This window comes from Rhodoluna sp. KAS3 (genome assembly GCF_026000575.1).
Lineage (GTDB): Bacteria > Actinomycetota > Actinomycetes > Actinomycetales > Microbacteriaceae > Rhodoluna.
In genome coordinates, this window is record NZ_AP026910.1 from 1,271,520 (window position 1) to 1,291,008 (window position 19,489).

General features: G+C 54.4%; 21 protein-coding genes. 10 read left to right on the forward strand and 11 right to left on the reverse strand.

Annotation, left to right across the window (positions count from 1 at the left end):
* Position 1: 1 nt before the first annotated feature.
* Both OO731_RS06420 and glpX read right to left on the reverse strand, forming a co-directional pair.
* Positions 2-1,165 carry a serine hydrolase domain-containing protein gene (locus tag OO731_RS06420; protein WP_264890110.1) on the reverse strand — a complete coding sequence of 388 codons (1,164 nt, stop codon included), beginning with the start codon at positions 1,163-1,165 and terminating at the stop codon, positions 2-4.
* A 31-nt stretch (positions 1,166-1,196) separates the two neighbouring features.
* Entirely contained in the window at positions 1,197-2,159 is a 963-nt protein-coding gene (glpX, locus tag OO731_RS06425; protein WP_264890111.1) for a class II fructose-bisphosphatase, read from the reverse strand.
* Between the two features lie 192 nt (positions 2,160-2,351).
* Here glpX and iolG point away from each other — a divergent pair, with 192 nt between their 5' ends.
* Positions 2,352-3,362 carry an inositol 2-dehydrogenase gene (iolG, locus tag OO731_RS06430; protein ID WP_264890680.1) on the forward strand — a complete coding sequence of 337 codons (1,011 nt, stop codon included), beginning with the start codon at positions 2,352-2,354 and terminating at the stop codon, positions 3,360-3,362.
* 58 nt (positions 3,363-3,420) lie between these two features.
* Here the strand turns inward: iolG and OO731_RS06435 are convergent, their stop codons facing one another.
* From OO731_RS06435 to OO731_RS06445, 3 genes are all read right to left on the reverse strand, one after another.
* Entirely contained in the window at positions 3,421-4,317 is an 897-nt protein-coding gene (locus tag OO731_RS06435; RefSeq protein WP_264890112.1) for a sugar phosphate isomerase/epimerase, read from the reverse strand.
* A gap of 14 nt (positions 4,318-4,331) precedes the next feature.
* Entirely contained in the window at positions 4,332-5,540 is a 1,209-nt protein-coding gene (locus OO731_RS06440; RefSeq protein WP_264890113.1) for a Gfo/Idh/MocA family oxidoreductase, read from the reverse strand.
* 106 nt (positions 5,541-5,646) lie between these two features.
* Positions 5,647-6,678: a LacI family DNA-binding transcriptional regulator gene (locus OO731_RS06445; protein ID WP_264890114.1), complete on the reverse strand. Its 1,032-nt coding sequence runs from the start codon at positions 6,676-6,678 to the stop codon at positions 5,647-5,649.
* A 201-nt stretch (positions 6,679-6,879) separates the two neighbouring features.
* Here OO731_RS06445 and OO731_RS06450 point away from each other — a divergent pair, with 201 nt between their 5' ends.
* The 4 genes from OO731_RS06450 (at position 6,880) to OO731_RS06465 (ending at position 10,733) form a co-directional block, all read left to right on the forward strand.
* Positions 6,880-7,857 carry a substrate-binding domain-containing protein gene (locus OO731_RS06450; protein WP_138275942.1) on the forward strand — a complete coding sequence of 326 codons (978 nt, stop codon included), beginning with the start codon at positions 6,880-6,882 and terminating at the stop codon, positions 7,855-7,857.
* A 110-nt stretch (positions 7,858-7,967) separates the two neighbouring features.
* Positions 7,968-9,005, forward strand: a complete 1,038-nt coding sequence (locus OO731_RS06455) for an ABC transporter permease (protein ID WP_264890115.1) — start codon at positions 7,968-7,970, stop codon at positions 9,003-9,005.
* Entirely contained in the window at positions 9,002-9,781 is a 780-nt protein-coding gene (locus OO731_RS06460; RefSeq protein WP_138275944.1) for an ATP-binding cassette domain-containing protein, read from the forward strand. Before OO731_RS06455 ends, OO731_RS06460 begins: the two co-directional genes overlap by 4 nt.
* 61 nt (positions 9,782-9,842) lie before the next feature.
* On the forward strand, positions 9,843-10,733 hold the full coding sequence (locus OO731_RS06465; protein WP_264890116.1) for a DMT family transporter: 891 nt from the start codon (positions 9,843-9,845) through the stop codon (positions 10,731-10,733).
* A 116-nt stretch (positions 10,734-10,849) separates the two neighbouring features.
* Here the strand turns inward: OO731_RS06465 and OO731_RS06470 are convergent, their stop codons facing one another.
* Complete coding sequence (locus tag OO731_RS06470) at positions 10,850-12,142, reverse strand: adenylosuccinate synthase (protein ID WP_264890117.1); 1,293 nt, start codon at positions 12,140-12,142, stop codon at positions 10,850-10,852.
* A gap of 154 nt (positions 12,143-12,296) precedes the next feature.
* Here OO731_RS06470 and OO731_RS06475 point away from each other — a divergent pair, with 154 nt between their 5' ends.
* Together OO731_RS06475 and OO731_RS06480 are read left to right on the forward strand one after the other, a co-directional pair.
* Entirely contained in the window at positions 12,297-12,584 is a 288-nt protein-coding gene (locus tag OO731_RS06475) for a hypothetical protein (protein ID WP_264890118.1), read from the forward strand.
* Positions 12,572-12,973: a type II toxin-antitoxin system VapC family toxin gene (locus OO731_RS06480; protein WP_264890119.1), complete on the forward strand. Its 402-nt coding sequence runs from the start codon at positions 12,572-12,574 to the stop codon at positions 12,971-12,973. The genes OO731_RS06475 and OO731_RS06480 overlap by 13 nt, the downstream gene beginning before the upstream one ends.
* Before the next feature lie 31 nt (positions 12,974-13,004).
* Here OO731_RS06480 and OO731_RS06485 read toward each other — a convergent pair whose 3' ends face one another.
* A complete protein-coding gene (locus OO731_RS06485) occupies positions 13,005-13,703 on the reverse strand; it encodes a TrmH family RNA methyltransferase (RefSeq protein ID WP_264890120.1) in 699 nt (232 codons plus the stop codon).
* Positions 13,696-14,877 (reverse strand): Na+/H+ antiporter NhaA, encoded by a 1,182-nt coding sequence (nhaA, locus tag OO731_RS06490; RefSeq protein WP_264890121.1) that lies wholly within the window; start codon positions 14,875-14,877, stop codon positions 13,696-13,698. Before nhaA ends, OO731_RS06485 begins: the two co-directional genes overlap by 8 nt.
* A 78-nt stretch (positions 14,878-14,955) precedes the next feature.
* On the opposite strand from nhaA, the gene OO731_RS06495 reads away from it, so the two are divergent.
* Complete coding sequence (locus OO731_RS06495; RefSeq protein WP_138275950.1) at positions 14,956-15,732, forward strand: HAD-IIA family hydrolase; 777 nt, start codon at positions 14,956-14,958, stop codon at positions 15,730-15,732.
* On the opposite strand, the gene OO731_RS06500 is transcribed toward OO731_RS06495, so the two are convergent.
* Complete coding sequence (locus OO731_RS06500) at positions 15,729-16,955, reverse strand: MFS transporter (protein WP_264890122.1); 1,227 nt, start codon at positions 16,953-16,955, stop codon at positions 15,729-15,731. The genes OO731_RS06495 and OO731_RS06500 overlap by 4 nt on opposite strands.
* The gene (gene pyrE, locus OO731_RS06505) at positions 16,936-17,499 is read right to left on the reverse strand and encodes an orotate phosphoribosyltransferase (protein ID WP_264890123.1); all 564 of its coding nucleotides are present in this window, start codon (positions 17,497-17,499) and stop codon (positions 16,936-16,938) included. The genes OO731_RS06500 and pyrE overlap by 20 nt, the downstream gene beginning before the upstream one ends.
* A gap of 39 nt (positions 17,500-17,538) precedes the next feature.
* Here pyrE and OO731_RS06510 point away from each other — a divergent pair, with 39 nt between their 5' ends.
* Complete coding sequence (locus OO731_RS06510; RefSeq protein WP_264890124.1) at positions 17,539-17,952, forward strand: VOC family protein; 414 nt, start codon at positions 17,539-17,541, stop codon at positions 17,950-17,952.
* 3 nt (positions 17,953-17,955) lie between these two features.
* Positions 17,956-18,750: an exodeoxyribonuclease III gene (locus OO731_RS06515; RefSeq protein WP_264890125.1), complete on the forward strand. Its 795-nt coding sequence runs from the start codon at positions 17,956-17,958 to the stop codon at positions 18,748-18,750.
* Here the strand turns inward: OO731_RS06515 and OO731_RS06520 are convergent.
* Positions 18,739-19,476, reverse strand: a complete 738-nt coding sequence (locus OO731_RS06520) for a DNA alkylation repair protein (protein ID WP_264890126.1) — start codon at positions 19,474-19,476, stop codon at positions 18,739-18,741. The genes OO731_RS06515 and OO731_RS06520 overlap by 12 nt on opposite strands.
* Between the last annotated feature and the right edge of the window lie 13 nt (positions 19,477-19,489).

Genomic DNA, 19,489 nt, shown 5'->3' on the forward strand with positions numbered 1-19,489 from the left:
TCTATTGTGCCAAAATTCGTTTGACTTCACGGATGGCCGCTTGCTGCCAATTCTGCTCTTCAGGCCCGCTGTGAATGTAACTCGAGGTGTAGGCCACGCCAACATCTAGGCCGAAATCACCGCAGGCAATCTGCCCGCCGAGGCCGTCGTGACCGAATGAGGTAGGCGAGAGCATGTCTCTGAAGCCAGGGGTGTCGAGCATGAATCCGAGTCCGCGGTTTGGCCACGGGCCTGGCTCGCCCCAAACAGTTGGGCCGGTCACGGTAATCTCTGCGGCAACTTTTAGGGTTTCATCACTCAGCAATCGCACGCCATCGGTTTCGGTAACACAAGCCGAGTAAATCTTGGCCAAGGCCTTTGCGCTGGCAACGCCACCGGCGCCGGCAAACTCAGACTGCAAAACTCGAGGGTCGTTGAACCCGGTACCATCGCCAGCAACCTCGGCGGTGAAGGCGTTGCCAAAAGTCATGGCCTTTTCGATCCAATAGTTTGGGGTGCCAGGCAGCGGGTTGCCAGAGGCACGCTTGCCGTCGGTAATTAGCGGCGCAACCTGCCCTAGTTTGTCGGCCGGCAGACCAATCCAGGCGTCAACATTGAGGGGGCCGGCAATGTGGTTCTGCAGGTACTGACCGATAGTCTCGCCGGTAATGCGGCGAACCAGTTCACCAATCAAGTGACCAAAAGTGCCGGCGTGATACTGGTATCCGGTGCCGGGTGCCCACAGTGGCTCTTGGGCGGCAAGCTCGTCAACCACGGTGTGGCCGTCTAGAAATTCATCGATGTTTAAATCGCGGCGAACAGCCGAAAGGCCGGAGCGGTGCTGAAGCAACCACTTGACCGGAATCTCACTCTTGCCAGCCGCGGCAAACTCTGGCCAGTAGTAGGCCACGCGCGCTTCTGGGTCAAGCAGCCCGCGCTCAATCAGCTGGTTGGCAATTATTGATACCAGGCCCTTGGTGCAAGAGAAAATCACCGATGCGGTGTTTGATTGCCAGTCTTGCCCAGGTTTTGCCTGACCCTGCCAGATGTCTAGGGCCAGCTCACCGTCTTGATAAATTGCCATGGATGAACCTCCGGCAAAGGCGCCATCGGTGGATTTTTCGAGCTCTTTGCCCTGGGCAAAGAACAACTCGGCAACTGTTTCAAACTTCGGTGTAATCAACATAGTGGTTCAATTCTGCCACCACCGATTGCGGCTAGCGCCAGCGAGCAGCTAGGTAGTCAGCCTTTACTCGGCGGATTGTGCCAGAACGAGAACGCAGAATGATGCTGTCGGTGGTTAGGTACTGACCCTTTTTCTGAACGCCATCAAGCAGCAACCCATCGGTCACACCGGTGGCAACAAAGTAGGTGTTGTCACTCTTAACCAGGTCATCCATTTCAAAAATCTTGTTCAGGTCGTGGCCGGCCTCGATTGCCTTCTTCATTTCCTCTGGGGAAAGTGGGCTAATGCGTCCCTGCATAAATCCGTTGAGCGCCTTAGTTGCACAGGCGGTGATGGTTCCCTCAGGGGCTCCACCAATACCAAGCAGCATGTCGATGTTTCCGTCACCGGTAACAGCGTGGATTCCCGCGGCAACATCGCCGTCTAGAAATAGGCGGGTGCGGCCACCGGCTCGACGAACCGCTTCTTGCAGCGGCACGTGACGTGGGCGGTCAATCATTGCCACGGTGATCTCGCTGACGTCCTTCTTCAAAGCCTTAGCGAGCTCGCGCACATTTTCTTCTGGGGTTTGGTCCAGGCTCACGGCGCCGCGACCGGCTGCTGAAGTCACAAGCTTGTCCATGTAGAACACGTCTTGTGGGTTGTACATTGTGCCTCGGTCTGAAACCGCGATAACTGAGATGGCGTGGGCGCGGCCAGAGGCAGTCACCGATGTTCCGTCGACTGGGTCTACCGCAACATCACACTCAGGCCCGTTGCCGTTGCCAACGACTTCGCCGTTGAACAACATTGGGGCTTCGTCTTTTTCACCTTCACCGATAACGACGGTGCCGGCAAAATCAACGGTTGAAAGAAATTCACGCATGGCGTCTACTGCGGCTTTGTCGGCGGCGTTTTTGTCGCCGCGGCCAATAAATGCGCTGGCTTTAATCGCTGCAGCCTCGGTCGCACGAACAAGCTCCATGCCTAGGTTGCGGTCTGGCTTTGTGTTCATTGCGACTCCTTTGTCTGTTGGGTGGCTAACCACACCGATGCATTTGCCTCAGTGCAAATTGCATTTGTTATTACATTTTAGCTTTAGGTTTGTTTTTTGAGAACTGTAGACACTATTCTTGGAACGGTCCATTATTGGACGCCCAAACGCAAATTTTCTCAAACCACTGGCAACAGCACAGACAAAGGAGTCATCGTGAGCAACAAAGTACGCATCGGTCTTATTGGAACCGGCCGAATTGGCCAAGTGCACGCAGCCACGGTTGCAGCTTCTGCCAATGCCGAGCTGACTTGGGTTTGCGACGTTTTTGTTGAGGGCGCTGAGAAGACCGCCGCTCAGTACGGCGGCAAGGCAACCAACGACCCAGCAGTGGTTTTTGCTTCAGGTGAGGTTGACGCAGTTATCGTTGCATCGCCAACCTCAACTCACATCGACCTAATCAGCGCAGCGATTGATGCCGGTGTGCACGTGCTGTGCGAGAAGCCAATTGACCTTGACATCACCCGAGTTGATGGGCTTCGCGCCAAGGCAAACGCAGCTAGCGTAAAGATTGCACTTGGCTTTAACCGCCGCTTTGACCAGCAGTTCAGTGAGATCCAGGCGCGCGTTGCTGCCGGCGACATTGGCAAGCTTGAGCAGGTAACCATCATTAGCCGCGACCCAGCTCCGGCCCCTAAGGCTTACCTTGAGGTTTCAGGTGGCATCTTCCGCGACATGACCATTCACGACTTTGACATGGCTCGTTTCTTTGTGCCAAACATCGTTGAGGTAAGCGCAACTGGTGCCAACTCATTCAGCGACGACATCCGTGGAATTGGCGACTTTGACAGCGTGGTTGTCACCCTGAAGGGTGACGGCGGCGAGCTAATCACCATCATCAACTCACGCCACAGCGCATTTGGATACGACCAGCGCCTTGAGGCGTTTGGTAGCGAGGGCGCTCTATTTGCCGAGAACGTGGCCCCAACCACCGTGAAGCTTTACACCAACAAGGTTGTCGAAGCCCGCAACCCTTACATGGAGTTCTTCTTGGAGCGCTACGCCTTTGCGTACAGCAACGAGCTCGAGCAGTTCATCACCAGCATTGGCAGCGGCGAGGTTCTAAACCCAACTTTCGAGGACGGCCGCGCAGCGCTGATTTTGGCTGACGCAGCGCAGCTGTCGGCAACCACCGGCAAGAGCGTAAAGGTTGACCTCAGCTAATACCTGAGCAGCGGTAAAGGCCCGAGAGATTTCTCGGGCCTTTACTTTTAAGCTCGGATTACTTGGCTGCGGCAACCTCGGCTGCAACCGCGCGGATGAACTCGACGCTTGCCTTGGCATCAGCAAATGGGCCTTGCTTTTCAGCGGGCAACGAGTTGATCACGTTGTCTTGTTCGAGCACAAACCATCCGTCAAAACCTGCCGAAATCAGGTTGCTCACGATTGATCGCACATCAACGTCTCCGGTGCCTAGCGGAACATACATGCCTTCGAGAATGCCCTGGTAGTAGGTGATCTCCCCAGCCTGCACTCGGTCAGCCACAGCAAGGTTTACATCCTTTAGGTGAGAGTGCGCCACGCGGTCGGCGTACTTGGCAGCAAACTCAACCGGGTCGGTTCCACCGATAATCATGTGGCCGGTGTCGAGGCAGAAATCGATGGTTGAACCGTTTAGGACCTGCATTACGTCGGCCTTGGTCTCGACCATGGTGCCAACGTGAGGGTGCAAAACTGCGGTCACTCCGCGCGCTGCAGCTGCCTCTTTGATGCGTTCAAGATTCACAAAGAAAACATTCCAGCCTGCCTGATCCAGCTCTGGTCGTTTGGTGTCATAACCCTCGAGGCCGGTGTCTGCTGAAAGCACCAAAGTCTTGGCTCCAGAGGCAGCGTAGCTTTCAAGTTCAGTAAGCACCGATGGCAGCGGGTCAAAGTCAGCCTTGTGCATTACAACCGGGAAAAACCCGCCGACTGCTTCCATTCCGTGCGCGGCCAAAACCTCAGCACGGCCAGCAGGGTCAACCGGCAAGAAACCGAGTGGCCCAAATTCAGTTGCGCCCAAGCCAAGTTCAGCCATTTCTTTCAAGACGCGGTCAGGCTCCATCTGGAAACCCCAACCAGGTACTTCACAAACTCCCCAAGAGATCGGAGCGCCAGCGATTTTTACTGCTTTAGTCATGTTGTGTCTTCTTTCTAGCGCTTTGCCGATGTGGTGTGATTTGTCGGTGCAATGGCAACCCACTGCTTGGTTTCCATTGATTCTTCTACAGCCGAGCACACTCGAGCTGCTGAAACTGCATCGTAGATGTTTGAGTTCTTGGCCTCTTGACCCTGATAGGCCAGCAGGAACTTCTTGGCCTCGATGACTTTGAGGTCGTCGTAGCCCATGCCGGTGCCGGCGCCCGGGTGAAAGTGATCGAAGTCGCCGAACCCAGGACCAACCATAATTCGCTGGTAACCCAGGTGGTTGCCCTTGCGGCCAATTGCAACCTCAAGTTCGTTCATGCGCTGGAAGTCCCATTTGACTGAGCCCTCGGTGCCGTAAATCTCAAAGTTGTAGCTGGCCCGTGGGCCTACAGCCACGCGAGATGCCTCTAGGGTTCCGATTGCACCAGCAGCCACAGCATCATCAGAAAGTCTGATTAGCATGCCCGCGTAGTCTTCGTTTTCAACCGGCTTCTTCTCGCCGCCCTCAATAACGTCAAAGTGGGTACCCTGCCCCATCTGCGCCACTGGTCGTTCGGTGTAAACCGTGCTGGTGATGCCCGAGACCTCGGCAATTGGCCCGGCCACATATTGAACAAGGTCAACCAGGTGGCCCATTAGGTCGCCCAGAACTCCGCTTCCGGCAAGCCCACGGATAAAACGCCATGACAGTGCGCCGTTTGGTTCAGAAGAGTAGTCAGCAAAGAATGTGCCGCGAAGGTTGGTGATTCTGCCCAGTGAGCCATCGGCGATTAGGCCTTTGATGTGCTCAACGGCCGGTGCGTGACGGTAGTTGAAGCCGATGGTGCTGACCACTCCGGCTTCCTCGGCTGCTGCCTGTACTGCCTCGGTTTCAGCTGCGCCTCGGCCAACCGGCTTTTCGATCCAGAATGCCTTGCCGGCTTTTGCCGCCGCGATTCCAATCTCTGCGTGCAAGAAGTTAGGGGCACAGATTGATACAACATCAACCTCAGGGTCGTTCAGGACATCGTTGTAATCCAGAGTCGACCGCTCGTAGCCCAGCACATCCCGTGCGTAATCGGCGCGTTCCTGAGAAGTGTCGGCTGCAATCACCAGACGTGGCTTAAGTCCAAGTTCGGGGTACACAACGGGCACAGCCTGATACGCGCGACTATGAACTTTGCCCATCCAGCCAACGCTGATGAGACCTACACCGATAGTTTTTGGATTCGCCATTGACTCCTACTTTCAATATGGAACGGTCCAATTTTGTTGGACAAATTCCAAACTGTCAAATCAATATCGAATGTCTTTTTGGGTTGGCTACCGAAACCCGAGAAAACTACTTGACCGGCGCTGTGGTTGTGGACTCGCGAGCCACAAGCTTTGGCAGCAGGAGAATCTCTTTGCCTCTGAATTCTTCAGCTAGATCACCATCAGCCAACAGCTCTGCCGCCTTGTGCGCGATGGCAGCCTTCTCTTGCTCGATCGAAGTGAGTGAAACCTTGCTCAACGCAGAGATGTAAACGTTGTCGTACCCAGTGAGTGCAACCTTCGGGCCACCGGCTTCAACCGCCTGATCAACCGCGTCTTGAGCACCGATGGCAATAATGTCGTTGAAGGCAACGATTGCGGTCGGTTTGGTTGGGCTGCTCAGCAAGAGTTTTGCAGCCGAGTATCCAGAGCTCTCGGTGCGGTCACATTCTTCGATGTGAGCAAACTTTGCCAACCCCGCATCGAACATGGCTTTTTCATAAGCTGCTCGGCGAAGGACTGAGACCGCTTCGTCGACTGGACCCACGTAAGAGATTCGCTGGTGCCCAAGACCAACCAGGTGCTTGACTAGCAGGCGCATGCCCTCATTGTCGTCACTTCGCACAGTGATGGCACGTGGCAACTGAGTGGTGATACCGGTGGCCATAACAATTGGCACCGATGCCGGCACAGACTTCAATGCTTTGTAATCAGGCAAACCACCAACAATAAAAATGCTGCGAGGACGAAGATCAAGCACTGAGTTGACAGTCGATGCTTCAAGAATCTTCTTGCCGTTGCGCTCGCTAATTACAGCGGCGGCCATGACCGTATTGATTCCCTTTTCCAAAAGGTCCTTGCGGGCAAAGTCGGCGATCTCGGTGAACAGCGGGTTGTGCAGGTCGGCAACAATCATGGCCACAAAGTTGGCTGACCCCGATGAAAGTGAGCGTGCCCAAAGATTTGGTGTGAAGCCCAGCTTCTTGGCCGCTGCCAAGACCTTCTCGCGGCGCTCCTGGCTCACACCGGTTTCACCGGCAAACACCAAAGACACGAGTGACTTCGATACGCCGGCTTCGGCGGCCACATCTCTAATGGTTGGGCGCTTGGTGACTGACACAATTCTCCTGATTTTGGACATGTCCATCTGGACAAAAAAACAGTACCACCGAATGGATTTAAGATTTCAGTTCAATAACGAATTTGTGGAACGGTCCAAATATTTTGAAATGTATTGACATACTGAAAAAGTCGTGGTCGCGTTCCCTTTGTTAGCGACTGCACATCTAAACAAGTAACTCATCAATGACGAGAGGCAACAATGTTCAAGAAGAAATTTGCAGCAATCGCTGCAGGTGCGGCTCTGACCGCATTGGCTCTAGCTGGTTGTTCAGCTCCAGCCGCAGAAACCCCAGAAGCTGGCGCAAACAGCGACATCAAGATCTGTGTTTACACTCACGGTGACGGCGGTACCTTCTGGTCTGTAGCACAAAAGGGTGCAGAGGCAGCAGCAGCTGACCTAGGCGTCGAGCTTGACTACCAGGGTTCAACCAACGATGCAGCAAAGCAGGCTTCAACCATTGAAGCCGGTGTTGCAGCAGGTTGCGACGGTATCGCAGCTTCAGCACCAGACCCAGAGGCAATCAAGTCAGCTATGTTGGCTGCCGATGCAGCTGGCATCCCAACCGTAACCATGAACTCAGGTTCTGCAGTATTCAAGGACCTAGGCGCATTCACCCACGTTGGTCAGGATGAAATCATCGCTGGTCGCGAGGCTGGTCTTAAGTTCAACGAACTAGGCGTAAAGCACGTGCTTTGCCCAATCCAGGAAGCTGGAAACGTTGGTCTTGAGGAGCGTTGTGCAGGTCTTGCAGAAACCTTCAACGGTAAGGCTGAGAACTTCAACCTTGACGGTGGTCTTGCTGACCTAACCGCAGCATCTGCAAAGCTACAGGCAGCTCTAACCGCTGACCCAACCATCGATGCAGTATTCGCTTTGAACGCAGACATCGCAGCTAAGGCTGTTCTACCTGCAGCAGAAGCAGCTGGCGTCACCTTGAAGATCGGTACCGTTGACATGTCTCCTGAGGCACTAGACGCAATCGCAGCTGGCACCATGGAGTTTGCAATTGACCAGCAGCAGTACGCACAGGGCTACCAGTCAGTAGTTCTATTGTTCCTAAACCTAACTAACGGACACGAGCTTGGCGGTGGCCTTCCTGTTTACACCGGCCCTGGCTTTGTGACTGCAGACAACGTTGCACTAGTCAAAGAACTAGTAGCAGCAGGTACTCGCTAATCCTTAAAAGTTAAGTTCAGCACTAACGATGGTGGGTTAGGTTTTCCTAGCCCACCATCGTTTTCTGACTGGCAACACCCACAGTTTCAAATAACCAAGTTAGGTATCACATGACAAAGTCGTCAGCAGTGGATGAGCGCGTTAGAAGCGCCTCGCTCCTCACCAAAATTCTGCGCCGCCCCGAATTCGGAGCATTCCTAGGTGCAGTCGCAATTTTCATTATGTTTGCAGCCACCGACACCACTGGCAACTTTGCCAACCTAAGTGGTATCTCTGGTTGGACAGACATCGCAGCCCCAATCGGCATCGTGGCCATCTCAGTAGCACTACTGATGATTGCCGGCGAGTTTGACCTTTCAACCGGTGTACTGGTTGGAACCACCGGTCTGCTCATCGGTATGTTGGTCACCGAAGTTGGTCTAGACATTTGGACCTCAATCGTGATTGCGCTGTTGTTTGCCGGAGCCGTCGGCTTCATCAATGGCTACGTTGTAGTCAAGACCAAGCTGCCTTCATTTATCGTGACCCTGGCGACGTTCTTTGTTCTCAAAGGTGCGAACATGGCGTTCACCAAGTCAGTTACCGGCTCAGTACGTGTAACCGGCACCGATAAAGCTGAAGGCTTTGAAGTAGCTGAGGCAATCTTTGCTTCGAAGATCGGTGACCCTGGCTTCCAGATCTCGATCGTCTGGTGGATTGCCATCACAGTAATCGCAACCTTCGTGTTGACCCGTACCCGTTTTGGTAACTGGATCTTCGCTGTTGGTGGAGATGCCAACGCCGCTCGCAACGCGGGTGTTCCGGTCGACAAGACCAAGATCATCCTGTTTGTTTACACCGCTCTTTCTGCAGCTCTGGTCGGCATCATGTTTGTGCTTCGACTAAAGGGTATGCAGGCAGGTCAGGGTGTTGGCCAGGAGTTCTACTACATCATCGCTGCAGCAGTGGGTGGCACATTGCTTACCGGTGGTGCCGGTAGCGCTATCGGTGCTTCACTCGGTGCACTCATCATGGGTATGGCCTACATCGGTATTCCATTCTCACGTTGGGACTCTGACTGGACCTCAACCTTCCTTGGTGTGATTTTGTTCACAGCTGTAATGATCAACACCTACATCGGACGTAAAGCAAAAGGCGGCAAAAAATGACCAACGCACTAGAACTAAAAAACGTTGAGAAGTCTTTCGGCAGCGTCATTGCCCTTCAGAACATCTCTGTAGAGGTAGCTAAGGGGCAGGTAACCTGCATCCTCGGTGACAACGGTGCCGGTAAGTCAACCCTGATCAAAACCCTGAGCGGTGTTCACAAGCCAAGCAAGGGTGAGTTCTTGTTCGAGGGTCAGCCGGTTGAACTTGCTTCACCGCGCGACGCATTGGCCATGGGTATTGCAACCGTGTTCCAAGACCTCGCAACCATTCCACTGATGACCGTCTGGCGCAACTTCTTCTTGGGCAACGAGATCCGCAAGGGTTTTGGTCCGTTCAAGTGGCTTGACGTAAAGCAGATGAAAGAGATCACCAAAAAAGAACTACTAGCCATGGGTATTGACCTGCGCGATGTAAACCAGCCAATCGGTACCCTCTCGGGTGGTGAGCGTCAGTCTGTTGCTATCGCTCGCTCTGTTTACTTTGGTGCCAAGGTTCTGATCCTGGATGAACCAACCTCAGCACTCGGTGTTCGCCAGTCTGGAATTGTTCTGAAGTATGTTCTTGCAGCAAAGGACCGTGGAGTATCTGTGGTGTTTATTACCCACAACCCTCACCACGCGTTCTTGGTTGGTGACCGCTTCTACCTACTAAACCGTGGCCGCATGTTGAACCGCTTTGAGCGCGCCAACGTAGAGCTTGAAGAGCTGACCAAGGCAATGGCCGGTGGTGCAGAGCTTGAGGCCCTAACCCACGAGATCAACACTGTTCGTGGCTAACCAAGCCCGCAACTCATCTAATGCCCTCACCCCTCGCGGTGGGGGCATTAGATTTAACCAAATGAAGACCCAACCAGAGCTGTTCCGTGGCTACCTGCTCTCGCTCATTGCAGTGACCGGCTTTGGCTTCACTTTTATTGCCGTAACCCTTGGCTCAGAGAGTTTTGACCCAATCACCATGAGCATCGGCCGCGTTGTGCCGGCCGGCATCTTGGCCGTAATTGCCCTCAAACTCATGAAGCAACCGCTGCTGCCACCGCGCGAGGCCTATCCGCTAATTCTGGGTTCGTCCATCGGCATCATCATCGGTTTTCCGCTACTTTCAACGCTGGCCCTGCAGTCCATTCCGGCTGCCGACGCCGGAGTTATCGGTGCTGTAACACCAATGGTCACAGGTATCGTTGCGGTGTTTATTGGGCACAAACGCCCAAAGCCCATGTTCTGGGCGGCCGCGGCACTGGGCGCAATTTCTGCCATGTCTTTGGCCTACTTTAAAGGCGACACCGATTTTGGTGGCGGCACCTATTGGGGTTACTTGGCCATGGCCTTCGCGGTGCTGCTGGCATCGATGGGCCACATCTCAGGTTCAACCCTGGTCGCAAAGTATTCGTCATTCACCGTGTTGAGCTGGGCCGTCATAATTTCGATTCCGATTCAGCTGCCGATTGCGGTGGTCAACTGGTCAATCAACCCAATCACCGAGTGGCCAACCTGGACGGCAATTCTGGGCTTTCTTTACGTCAGCTGGTTCTCGCTGTCGATCGGCAATTTCATGCTCAACCAGGGTTTGCACATCATCGGGTTGGTCAAGGGCGCTCAGCTTCAGTTGCTGCAGCCAATTGTCACGATGGTGCTTTCGATCTTGATTCTGCAGCAGCCGGTGTCACCGATAACCTGGCTGGCGGCCTTTGGTATTTTGACCAGCGTTGCTTGGAGCCAGCGCTACCGTTAACGGGTTTGAAACCTGCATCGGATAAGGTTTAACCGCTGAGCTTTTGCTAGTAGGCAGCCAGTGTAAAAAATGCCCCGGAGATTCCTCTCCGGGGCATTTTTTAATTCAATAATCGACTACTTGACCTCAAGCATGTCGTGACGCACGATGACGGCATCTCGGTGAGGGCCAACACCGATGGCTGAAATGCGGGCACCGCTGATCTTCTCGAGCATCAAAACGTAGTCCTGAGCATTCTTTGGTAGGTCAGCAAAAGTGCGGCAACCGGTGATGTCCTCAGTCCAGCCAGGGTAGGTCTCGTAAATTGGCTTGGCGTGGTGGAAGTCGGTCTGTGAAACCGGCATCTCGTCAACGCGCTTGCCGTCAACCTCGTAGGCAACACAAACCGGAATTTCGGTCAAGCCGGTAAGCACGTCTAGCTTGGTCAATACAAAGTCGGTAACACCATTGATTCGCGCTGAGTAGCGGGCAATCGGTGCGTCATACCAACCACAGCGGCGCGGGCGGCCGGTGGTGGTGCCAAACTCAAAGCCGGTGGCGCGCAAGAACTCACCAGACTCGTCGAACAACTCGGTAGGGAACGGGCCGGCACCAACGCGGGTGGTGTACGCCTTTACGATTCCGATTACGGTCTTGAACTCCGCTGGGCCAACGCCTGAACCGGTTGAGGCACCGCCGGCGGTTGAGTTTGAAGAGGTCACGAACGGGTAGGTTCCGTGGTCAACGTCAAGCATGGTTGCCTGGCCGCCCTCAAACAGAACGGTCTTGCCTTCATCGATGGCGTTGTAAAGCTCAAGCGCGGTGTCGGCCACCATTGGACGAACGCGCTCAGCGTATGAAAGCAGCTCAGCAACAACCTCATCAACACGGATGGCTGCGCGGTTGTAAACCTTGCTCAACAGGTTGTTCTTTAGGACCAGTGCGGCCTCAACCTTCTGGCGCAAAATGCTCTCGTCAAATAGGTCTTGAACGCGGATGCCCACGCGGTTGATTTTGTCAGCGTAGGTAGGGCCGATGCCGCGACCGGTGGTACCGATGGCACGCTTGCCCAAGAAGCGCTCTGAAACCTTGTCAACGGTCACGTTGTAAGGGGTGATGATGTGCGCGTTTGCTGATACACGAAGCTTTGAGGTGTCGATTCCGCGGGCGTTAAGCGCTTCGATCTCTTGGAACAGAACTGAAAGGTCAATGACCACACCGTTTGAAATCACTGGGATAACGCCCGGGGTCAAAATTCCTGATGGCAAAAGGTGCAGCGCGTACTTCTCGTTGCCAATAACCACGGTGTGACCCGCGTTGTTACCGCCGTTGAACTTAACTACGTAGTCAATGTGCTCTGCCAGAAGGTCTGTGGCCTTGCCCTTACCTTCGTCGCCCCACTGAGCACCAATAATTACTACCGCAGGCATGCATACCCCTTGCTTTGTATCTGGAGTGGTACGCAATGGCGTACATCTAAGTTTATCCCCAGATTGCTAGGCCCCGTGGGTGCTAGGTAAAGGGGAGTAATACTTTTGGACCATGCCTATTGCCTATCACCATGAATCAGATAATCTGATTTTCATGAAAGAGATGACCGCCACCGAGGTGGCCAGAAATTTCTCGGCAGTCCTTGATTCGGTCGAGGCCGGCGAAGAAATTGTAATTTTGCGCGGAAAAGTTGAAATTGCCCGCCTCTCGCCTGCCGCTAAGCACGTGCCTAATGGCGCCGCGATCATTGACCTGATTCACAGCCTCGAAGCCGCTGGCCAAACCGCAGCATCTGACCCCGATTTTGATCAGGCCATGAAGTCCGTGATGGAGCGCCGCCAAGCCAACCGAATTGCTAGGCCAAACCCATGGCGCGACTAGTTATAGATACCTCTGTTTTGATTTCGATAGCCAAGCATCAGATTGAAATTGAAAAGGTGGTCTCGCCATCAGATGATTTGCTCCTACCAACGGTGGTTATTGCCGAGTTTCTAACCGGCATCGAATTAATGAAGTCGGCAAAGTCCAAAATCAGCCAAATGCAGTTTTTGATGCAATTCAAGTCATTGGCCGAAGTTCTGGAATTTACCGAAATCGAGGCCAAGGCTTTTGCCGTTCTTGAGGCAAGCGCTGTGCAGGCCGGAACACCAATGTCAGAATTTGATCTGGTAGTTGCAGCCCACGCCACAGTTGAATCGGCGCTGATAGTTACCAGCGATAAAAAGGCAAGGTTCTCGGACCTTCCCGGAGTAATTGCCCGCGAAATTTAACTTGTTGTAGTCCGATCTAGGGGTGCCGAAATTATCGCCGTTTGAAGACGTGCTCTTCAACCCAGCAGTGCATGGTGATTGCCGCTGCGGCCGAAGCATTTATTGACCGGGTTGAGCCAAACTGGGTGATTTCTAGAACAACTTCGGCAGCGTCGATTGCTGCGTCACTCAAGCCAGGGCCTTCTTGGCCAAACAGCAAAACGCATTCTTCAGGCAGCGAGTACTCTTCAATCTTTTTGCAGCCCGGCACATTGTCGATAGCAATAATCGGAATGGCCTTGCCACCCTCGCCGCCGGTTTTAGCCCACTCAACAAACTCTTCAACGGTTGGGTGGTGGCTCACGTGCTGGTAGCGGTCGGTGACCATGGCACCTCGGCGGTTCCAGCGGCGGTTGCCGATGATGTGCACCTCAGCTGCCAAGAATGCGTTGGCCGTGCGAACAATTGAACCGATGTTTAGGTCGTGCTGCCAGTTCTCGATGGCCACGTGATACTTGTGGCGGCGGCGATCCAGCTCGGCAATAATCGCATCCATTTTCCAGTAGCGGAACTTGTCCAATACGTTGCGGGTATCGCCGTTGGTTAGCAACTCAGGGTCAAGAATTGACTCTGGATTCGGCTGCTCAGGCGTGCCGGCATCTTCAGGCCATTCGCCCTGCCACGGCCCGACTCCCCAGGTGGTTTGCTCGGGAGTTGGCGAAGCGCCCGCTAGTTCATCTTGGTTAGACACGTGCGTAGGCCCGCTTTCTAAATTGCAGCGCGATGGTGGCCAAAACCGCGGCGATGGTTGAAGCCAAAAGTACGGCCAGGGTGCCCATCGGTGCTGCGTCTGAACCGTGGAAGGCAAGTTCACTGATTAGCAATGAGACGGTAAAACCAACGCCGGCTAGTGTGCCGATGGTCGCGACGTCCCACCACGAAAGCTGCTTGGACAGACTTGCCTTGGTGAAGCGGGCCATTAACCAAGCCGTGCCAACCACACCGATTGGCTTGCCAATCACCAGGCCGAGGATGATTCCGAGCGCCACCGGTGATTCAACTACGTCGGTAATGCTGGTGCCCTGCACCGATACGCCGGCGCTGAAAAACGCGAAAACTGGAACCGCGAAGCCCGCTGAAATTGGGTGCACCACATGCAGCACTCGGTCAGCCTGCTTAAGGTTCATCAGCATGCCCATAGCCACACCGGCAATGGTCGCGTGAATCCCGCTCTCGTGCAGCGCCATCCAAATTACGGCGGCTAGCGGCAAATAGAAGTACCAGCCGGTAACGCGCTTTTTCTGCAGCATGCCAAAAATAAACAAGCCACCGATGGCCACGGCAAGCGCCAAAAAGTTGAGCTGTGCGGTGTAGAAAATGGCAATCACGATAATTGCACCCAGATCGTCAACTACGGCAAGCGTCAACAAAAATGCGCGCAGTTCAATCGGCAGCGAGCGACCGGCAACGGCCAGCACGGCAAGTGCAAAAGCGATGTCTGTGGCCATTGGCACACCCCAACCAGCTGCGGTTGGTTGATTGAAGTTGAAGGCGGTAAAGATGAGAGCCGGCACAATCATGCCGCCCATCGCAGCCGCAATTGGAACCGCCGCGACCGAACGGTCTTTGAGCGAGCCCATTACGAGTTCGTGCTTGAGCTCGATGCCGGCTACGAAAAAGAAGATGGCTAGCAGGCCATCGGCCGCCCATTTTCCGAGGGAAAGGTCGAGGTGAAGCTCGGCCGGGCCGATCTTGAAATCTTTGAGCTGGCTATAAGAGGTGAAGTCCAGATTGGCCCAAATCAGTGCCACAACTGCCGCGACCAAAAGCAGAATTCCGCCGGTGGTTTCGTTACGCAGCGCTTGGCCCAACCACGCGGTTTGACCCTTGGTCACGCGGGTAAAAAGGCGGGTTTCTTTAGGCATGGGTTAAGCCTAGGCGAAGATTCATCGACCACTGGGCTCTCCGACCTCGCCGCAATCAGGTTTGGGTAGGCTAGAGGAATGGCAGATCGCAGCAAAATCACATCTTGGCTCACCGACATGGACGGCGTGCTCGTGCACGAGGGTCATGTACTTCCGGGCGCTTCTGAGCTAATCGCTCAGTGGCAAGCAAACGGCACCCCGTTTTTGGTTCTGACCAACAACTCGATCTACACCCCTCGCGACCTAGCAGCTCGACTCCAGTCAGGCGGGTTGAACGTGCCAGAAGAGCGCATATGGACATCGGCTCTGGCAACCGCAGCGTTTCTAGACAAGCAGAAGCCAAACGGCACCGCATACGTCATCGGTGAAACTGGCCTAACCCAGGCACTGCACGAAATTGGCTACGTTCAGACTGACAATAACCCTGACTACGTTGTGCTGGGCGAGACCCGCAACTTTAACTTTGATATGTTGACCAAGGCCGTGCGCCTAATTAACGGTGGTGCCCGCTTTATTGCCACCAACCCAGATGCCACCGGCCCGTCAGCCGAGGGTCCACTGCCAGCAACCGGTTCGGTAGCCGCGCTAATCACAAAAGCCACCGGCATGGAGCCATACATTGTTGGCAAGCCAAACCCAATGATGTTCCGCAGCGCAATGCGCAAGATTGGCGCACACTCAGAGTCAACCGGCATGATCGGTGACCGCATGGATACTGACGTTGTGGCAGGTATCGAAGCTGGTTTGCACACTGTTTTGGTGCTGACCGGAATTGCCGACGACGCCGAGATTGCCAAGTACCCGTTCCGCCCAACTGAGATTTTGAACTCAGTGGCGGACTTGCTTGAGGGCTAACTATTTAGCTGTTGCAGCTCTTTGCGCGACGACACAATTACCGCGGTTGCAGCCACGGCCAGCGCAAGCACCAGGTAGACGGCTCTAACACCAAAGGTGTCGAGCGCTGCACCGACCAAAACCATCGAAATCATCGGGCCACCATTCCAGATGGCCATCTCAAGACTGAACACGCGGCCACGTTTGCTTGCCGGAATCTTCTCTTGAATCACGGTGTTCAGCAGTGGACCAAGCGGACCCCATGATGCCCCGAGCAGAGCAGCAAAAGCAAACATCACGGCCTGGTCTGGCAGCAAAGACATTGGCACAATCGCCACCGCAACACCGATGATTGCCATGCGGAAAATTGCCGCAAAACTGAATCGCTTGTTGATTCGTTCAAAGAGCAGAGCACCCGTGACCGAGGCCAGAGCCATCGTCGAGATAATCAGACCCAGAGCCTCTGGGTTTCCGATCTCATTGAAGTACTTAGGTAGAACCACCATCTCGGTTGGCAGGTAGACCACAGCCAAGAACATGAAGGTCGACATCATGATCAACACGGCCGGGGTCTGGAACAAAATCTTGAAGCCCTGAACGGCATAGATAAACAGGCCGCTTGACTCCTCCGAGTCCTTTTCATCCTGCTGCTCATGCACCTTGATCAGAATGGTGAACACAGCAGCCAAAAGCCCAAATCCGCCAACAATCCAGAACGAGTTGATGGCGCCAATTTGAGAAATCGAGATCGCGGCAATAGCTGGACCAATGGCAAAGCCCGATGCAAAAACAGCCTCGTGAATCGAGTTTGCTCGCGGGAGAGTCATGTGGGCGGCAGCCGCAACATCAGGAACGATGGCCTTGCGCGCACTTGGCCCGCCCGGTGCAACTACAGATCTGATCAGAGCCAAGGCAATTAGCAGCGGTAGGTTCATGGTCCACACCACGGCCATAACCGGAATGACCACCGAGGCAATCGAGGCCAGCATTTCAACCCAGACAGCGGTTCGGCGGCGACCAAGTTTGTCGATGATCGAGCCCATGACCGGCGAAAGCAAAAGCCCCGGGATTCCGGTGATGGTAACTACAAGTCCGGCGGCAGCCGAAGAGCCCGAAATATCTAGCGATAGCCAAGGCAGCAAGATAAAGACCATCGACCCAGAAATAATCGATGTGATTGACGCAGCCTGCATCAGCAGGAACGGCGCCAGGCGCTTTTTTTGTTTAGCGGAGCTCGAGGTCATCGAGAGACACCGCACTTAAGTAACGGTAGCCGGCATCGCCGATTACCTTATCGGCACCGGTATCGCGGTCAACTACGGTGGCAACTGCCACGATGATTGCGCCGGCTTCTTCGAGAGCCTTGGCTGCAGTCAACGGTGAACCGCCGGTGGTCGAGGTGTCCTCAACCACAATTACGCGCTTGCCCTCTACCGATGGGCCTTCAACCTGACGACCCATTCCGTGCGCCTTGGCCGCTTTGCGAACCACAAAAGCATCGATGGCGCGGCCGCGAGCTGCAGCCTGGTGCATGACTGCGGTGGCTACCGGGTCGGCACCCATGGTCAAACCGCCAACGGCATCAAAATCGGTGATTCCGGCTGCGTCAAGCATGTCTAGAACAACCTGACCGATCAATGGTGCAGCCTCGTGGTGCAGGGTCGCGCGGCGCAGATCTACGTAATAGTCGGCCTCGATACCGCTAGACAAAGTGACCTTGCCGTGAACGACAGCAAGTTCTTTAATCAGTTCAACTAGGCGCGGCTTTGATGGCGAGGTAAAGGTCATTTCTCTAGTTTACGAGAACGCTCCGTTTAGGCTGGTTGCATGGAAAAGATGATGTTCACCAACCTGCCGGTTCACTCGCTAAAGCGCTCTGTTGAGTTTTATACCGCCCTTGGCTTTAAGTTCAACCCGCAGTTCACCAGCGAGACCTCAACCTGCATGATCGTTGGCAAATACAACTTCATCATGCTGCTCGAAGAAGCCACATTCTCTGGTTTTGTGGACAAGCCAATTGCCCCAACCAAAAAGACCGTTTCTTGCATCGTTGCAATTACCTACGAGTCAGAGGCCGAGGTTCGTGCCGTTTGCGAGAAGGCCTTTGAGCTTGGTGGCCGCAACTACAAAGAGCCAGAAGAGCACGGATTTATGTTTGGCTGGGGCTTCGAAGACCCAGATGGTCACATCATCGAACCTTTCTACATGGACCAGTCTCACCTAGAGCCACTCGAGAGTTAATCTGTGCGCGTCGCCACCCACAACGTAAATTCCATTCGCACCCGAGTTGACCGGGTTGTCGATTGGCTAGTCCGTTCCAACACCGATGTTCTTGCGATGCAAGAAATCAAGTGCAAGCCTGATCAGTTTCCGTATCAAAAGTTCGAAGATGCCGGATACAAGATCACCATGCACGGATTGAATCAGTGGAATGGTGTTGCTTTTGCCAGCCGAATCGAAGCTGAGGATATAGAGATTGGCTTCTCGGGTATGCCGGCCTTTGGCAAGGGGGGCAAGGACCCAATTGAAGAAGCTCGTGCACTTGGTGCAACCTTCAATGGCGTGCGGCTTTGGTCTTTGTACGTGCCAAACGGGCGCGAGGTCAACGACGAGCACTATCACTACAAACTTGAGTGGCTCGACCGCCTGGCAGCCAACACTGCCGAGTGGGTTGAGCACGAACCAGACCAGCCTCTTGCCTTGATGGGTGACTTCAACATTGCGCCGCTAGACACCGATGTTTGGGACATCGATGACTTTGCCGGCGCAACCCACGTTTCAGAACCAGAGCGCCAGGCCTTTGAAGCTTTTGAGCAGATTGGTTTGCAAGATGTGGTTCGCCCGCTGGTCCCGCAGGGTTACACCTACTGGGATTACCAGCAGCTGCGTTTTCCGCGGAACGAAGGCATGCGCATCGACTTCATCTTGGGGTCAGAGCCTTTTGCCGAGCGGGTAACCCGCGCCGTTATTGACCGCGATGAGCGCAAGGGCGAGGCCCCAAGTGACCACGTTCCGGTGGTCGTTGACCTAACCGACTGAGAGCCAGTACTTTCGCTCGGTTTGATCGAGTTTTTCGATGGAATAGCGCAACGCGGTTCTAGGCATCGTGGCCGCGAAGCGGCCCAAAAATTCGCGCAATTTTTCAACATCGCGTTTTCCGGCCTCGCGAAGCATCCATCCGACTGCTTTGTGAATTAGGTCGTGTTTGTCAGCCAGCAACATTTCGGCAATGGCCCAGGTGGGCTCAAGGTCAAAGTTTTCAAAACCCTGCTTATCGGCACGGATGAACGCAAAGGTAAAAATAATCGCCGCCCTGCGCTCCCACAACGAGTCACTCTGGGCTAGTCGCTGAAGTAGGTCCATGGCATCTGGCTTGCCGATCAAAAAAGCACCCAGATAAGGTGCTGTGGCATCAACGAGATCCCAGTTGTTGACTCGGCCCTCGTGCAGAAGCTGTAGGTAGTGGTCAAACATTTCTTGCTGCTCGGCGGCGGCTTTAGTGCGCTTGAATCGATTGACCATTATGAACAGGCCGCACTGACGGTGTTCGTGCACCTCAGATGCCAGCAGTTCGTCAATTTCGTGCTGCGGCAGACCCTTGTGCTTGGCAGCTACCGACCGGGTCTCGGGCACCTTGGCGCCGATGAACACATCGCCCTCGCCATACTGGCCCGGCCCGGTTTTGAAAAACCAAGAAAAGGTGGCTTCTTTTTCGGGGCGCGCAAACGCAGCCAGATCCTGCTTAACTTCTGCTGCGGTAGACATCAGAATTTGGGGT

Coding starts and splice junctions, on each gene's coding strand:
- OO731_RS06420 (WP_264890110.1), bottom strand. CDS start 1,165: ATGTTGATTACACCGAAGTTTGAAACAGTTGCCGAGTTGTTCTTTGCC.
- glpX (WP_264890111.1), bottom strand. CDS start 2,159: ATGAACACAAAGCCAGACCGCAACCTAGGCATGGAGCTTGTTCGTGCG.
- OO731_RS06435 (WP_264890112.1), bottom strand. CDS start 4,317: ATGACTAAAGCAGTAAAAATCGCTGGCGCTCCGATCTCTTGGGGAGTT.
- OO731_RS06440 (WP_264890113.1), bottom strand. CDS start 5,540: ATGGCGAATCCAAAAACTATCGGTGTAGGTCTCATCAGCGTTGGCTGG.
- OO731_RS06450 (WP_138275942.1), top strand. CDS start 6,880: ATGTTCAAGAAGAAATTTGCAGCAATCGCTGCAGGTGCGGCTCTGACC.
- OO731_RS06455 (WP_264890115.1), top strand. CDS start 7,968: ATGACAAAGTCGTCAGCAGTGGATGAGCGCGTTAGAAGCGCCTCGCTC.
- OO731_RS06460 (WP_138275944.1), top strand. CDS start 9,002: ATGACCAACGCACTAGAACTAAAAAACGTTGAGAAGTCTTTCGGCAGC.
- OO731_RS06465 (WP_264890116.1), top strand. CDS start 9,843: ATGAAGACCCAACCAGAGCTGTTCCGTGGCTACCTGCTCTCGCTCATT.
- OO731_RS06470 (WP_264890117.1), bottom strand. CDS start 12,142: ATGCCTGCGGTAGTAATTATTGGTGCTCAGTGGGGCGACGAAGGTAAG.
- OO731_RS06475 (WP_264890118.1), top strand. CDS start 12,297: ATGAAAGAGATGACCGCCACCGAGGTGGCCAGAAATTTCTCGGCAGTC.
- OO731_RS06480 (WP_264890119.1), top strand. CDS start 12,572: ATGGCGCGACTAGTTATAGATACCTCTGTTTTGATTTCGATAGCCAAG.
- nhaA (WP_264890121.1), bottom strand. CDS start 14,877: ATGCCTAAAGAAACCCGCCTTTTTACCCGCGTGACCAAGGGTCAAACC.
- OO731_RS06495 (WP_138275950.1), top strand. CDS start 14,956: ATGGCAGATCGCAGCAAAATCACATCTTGGCTCACCGACATGGACGGC.
- OO731_RS06500 (WP_264890122.1), bottom strand. CDS start 16,955: ATGACCTCGAGCTCCGCTAAACAAAAAAAGCGCCTGGCGCCGTTCCTG.
- pyrE (WP_264890123.1), bottom strand. CDS start 17,499: ATGACCTTTACCTCGCCATCAAAGCCGCGCCTAGTTGAACTGATTAAA.
- OO731_RS06510 (WP_264890124.1), top strand. CDS start 17,539: ATGGAAAAGATGATGTTCACCAACCTGCCGGTTCACTCGCTAAAGCGC.
- OO731_RS06520 (WP_264890126.1), bottom strand. CDS start 19,476: ATGTCTACCGCAGCAGAAGTTAAGCAGGATCTGGCTGCGTTTGCGCGC.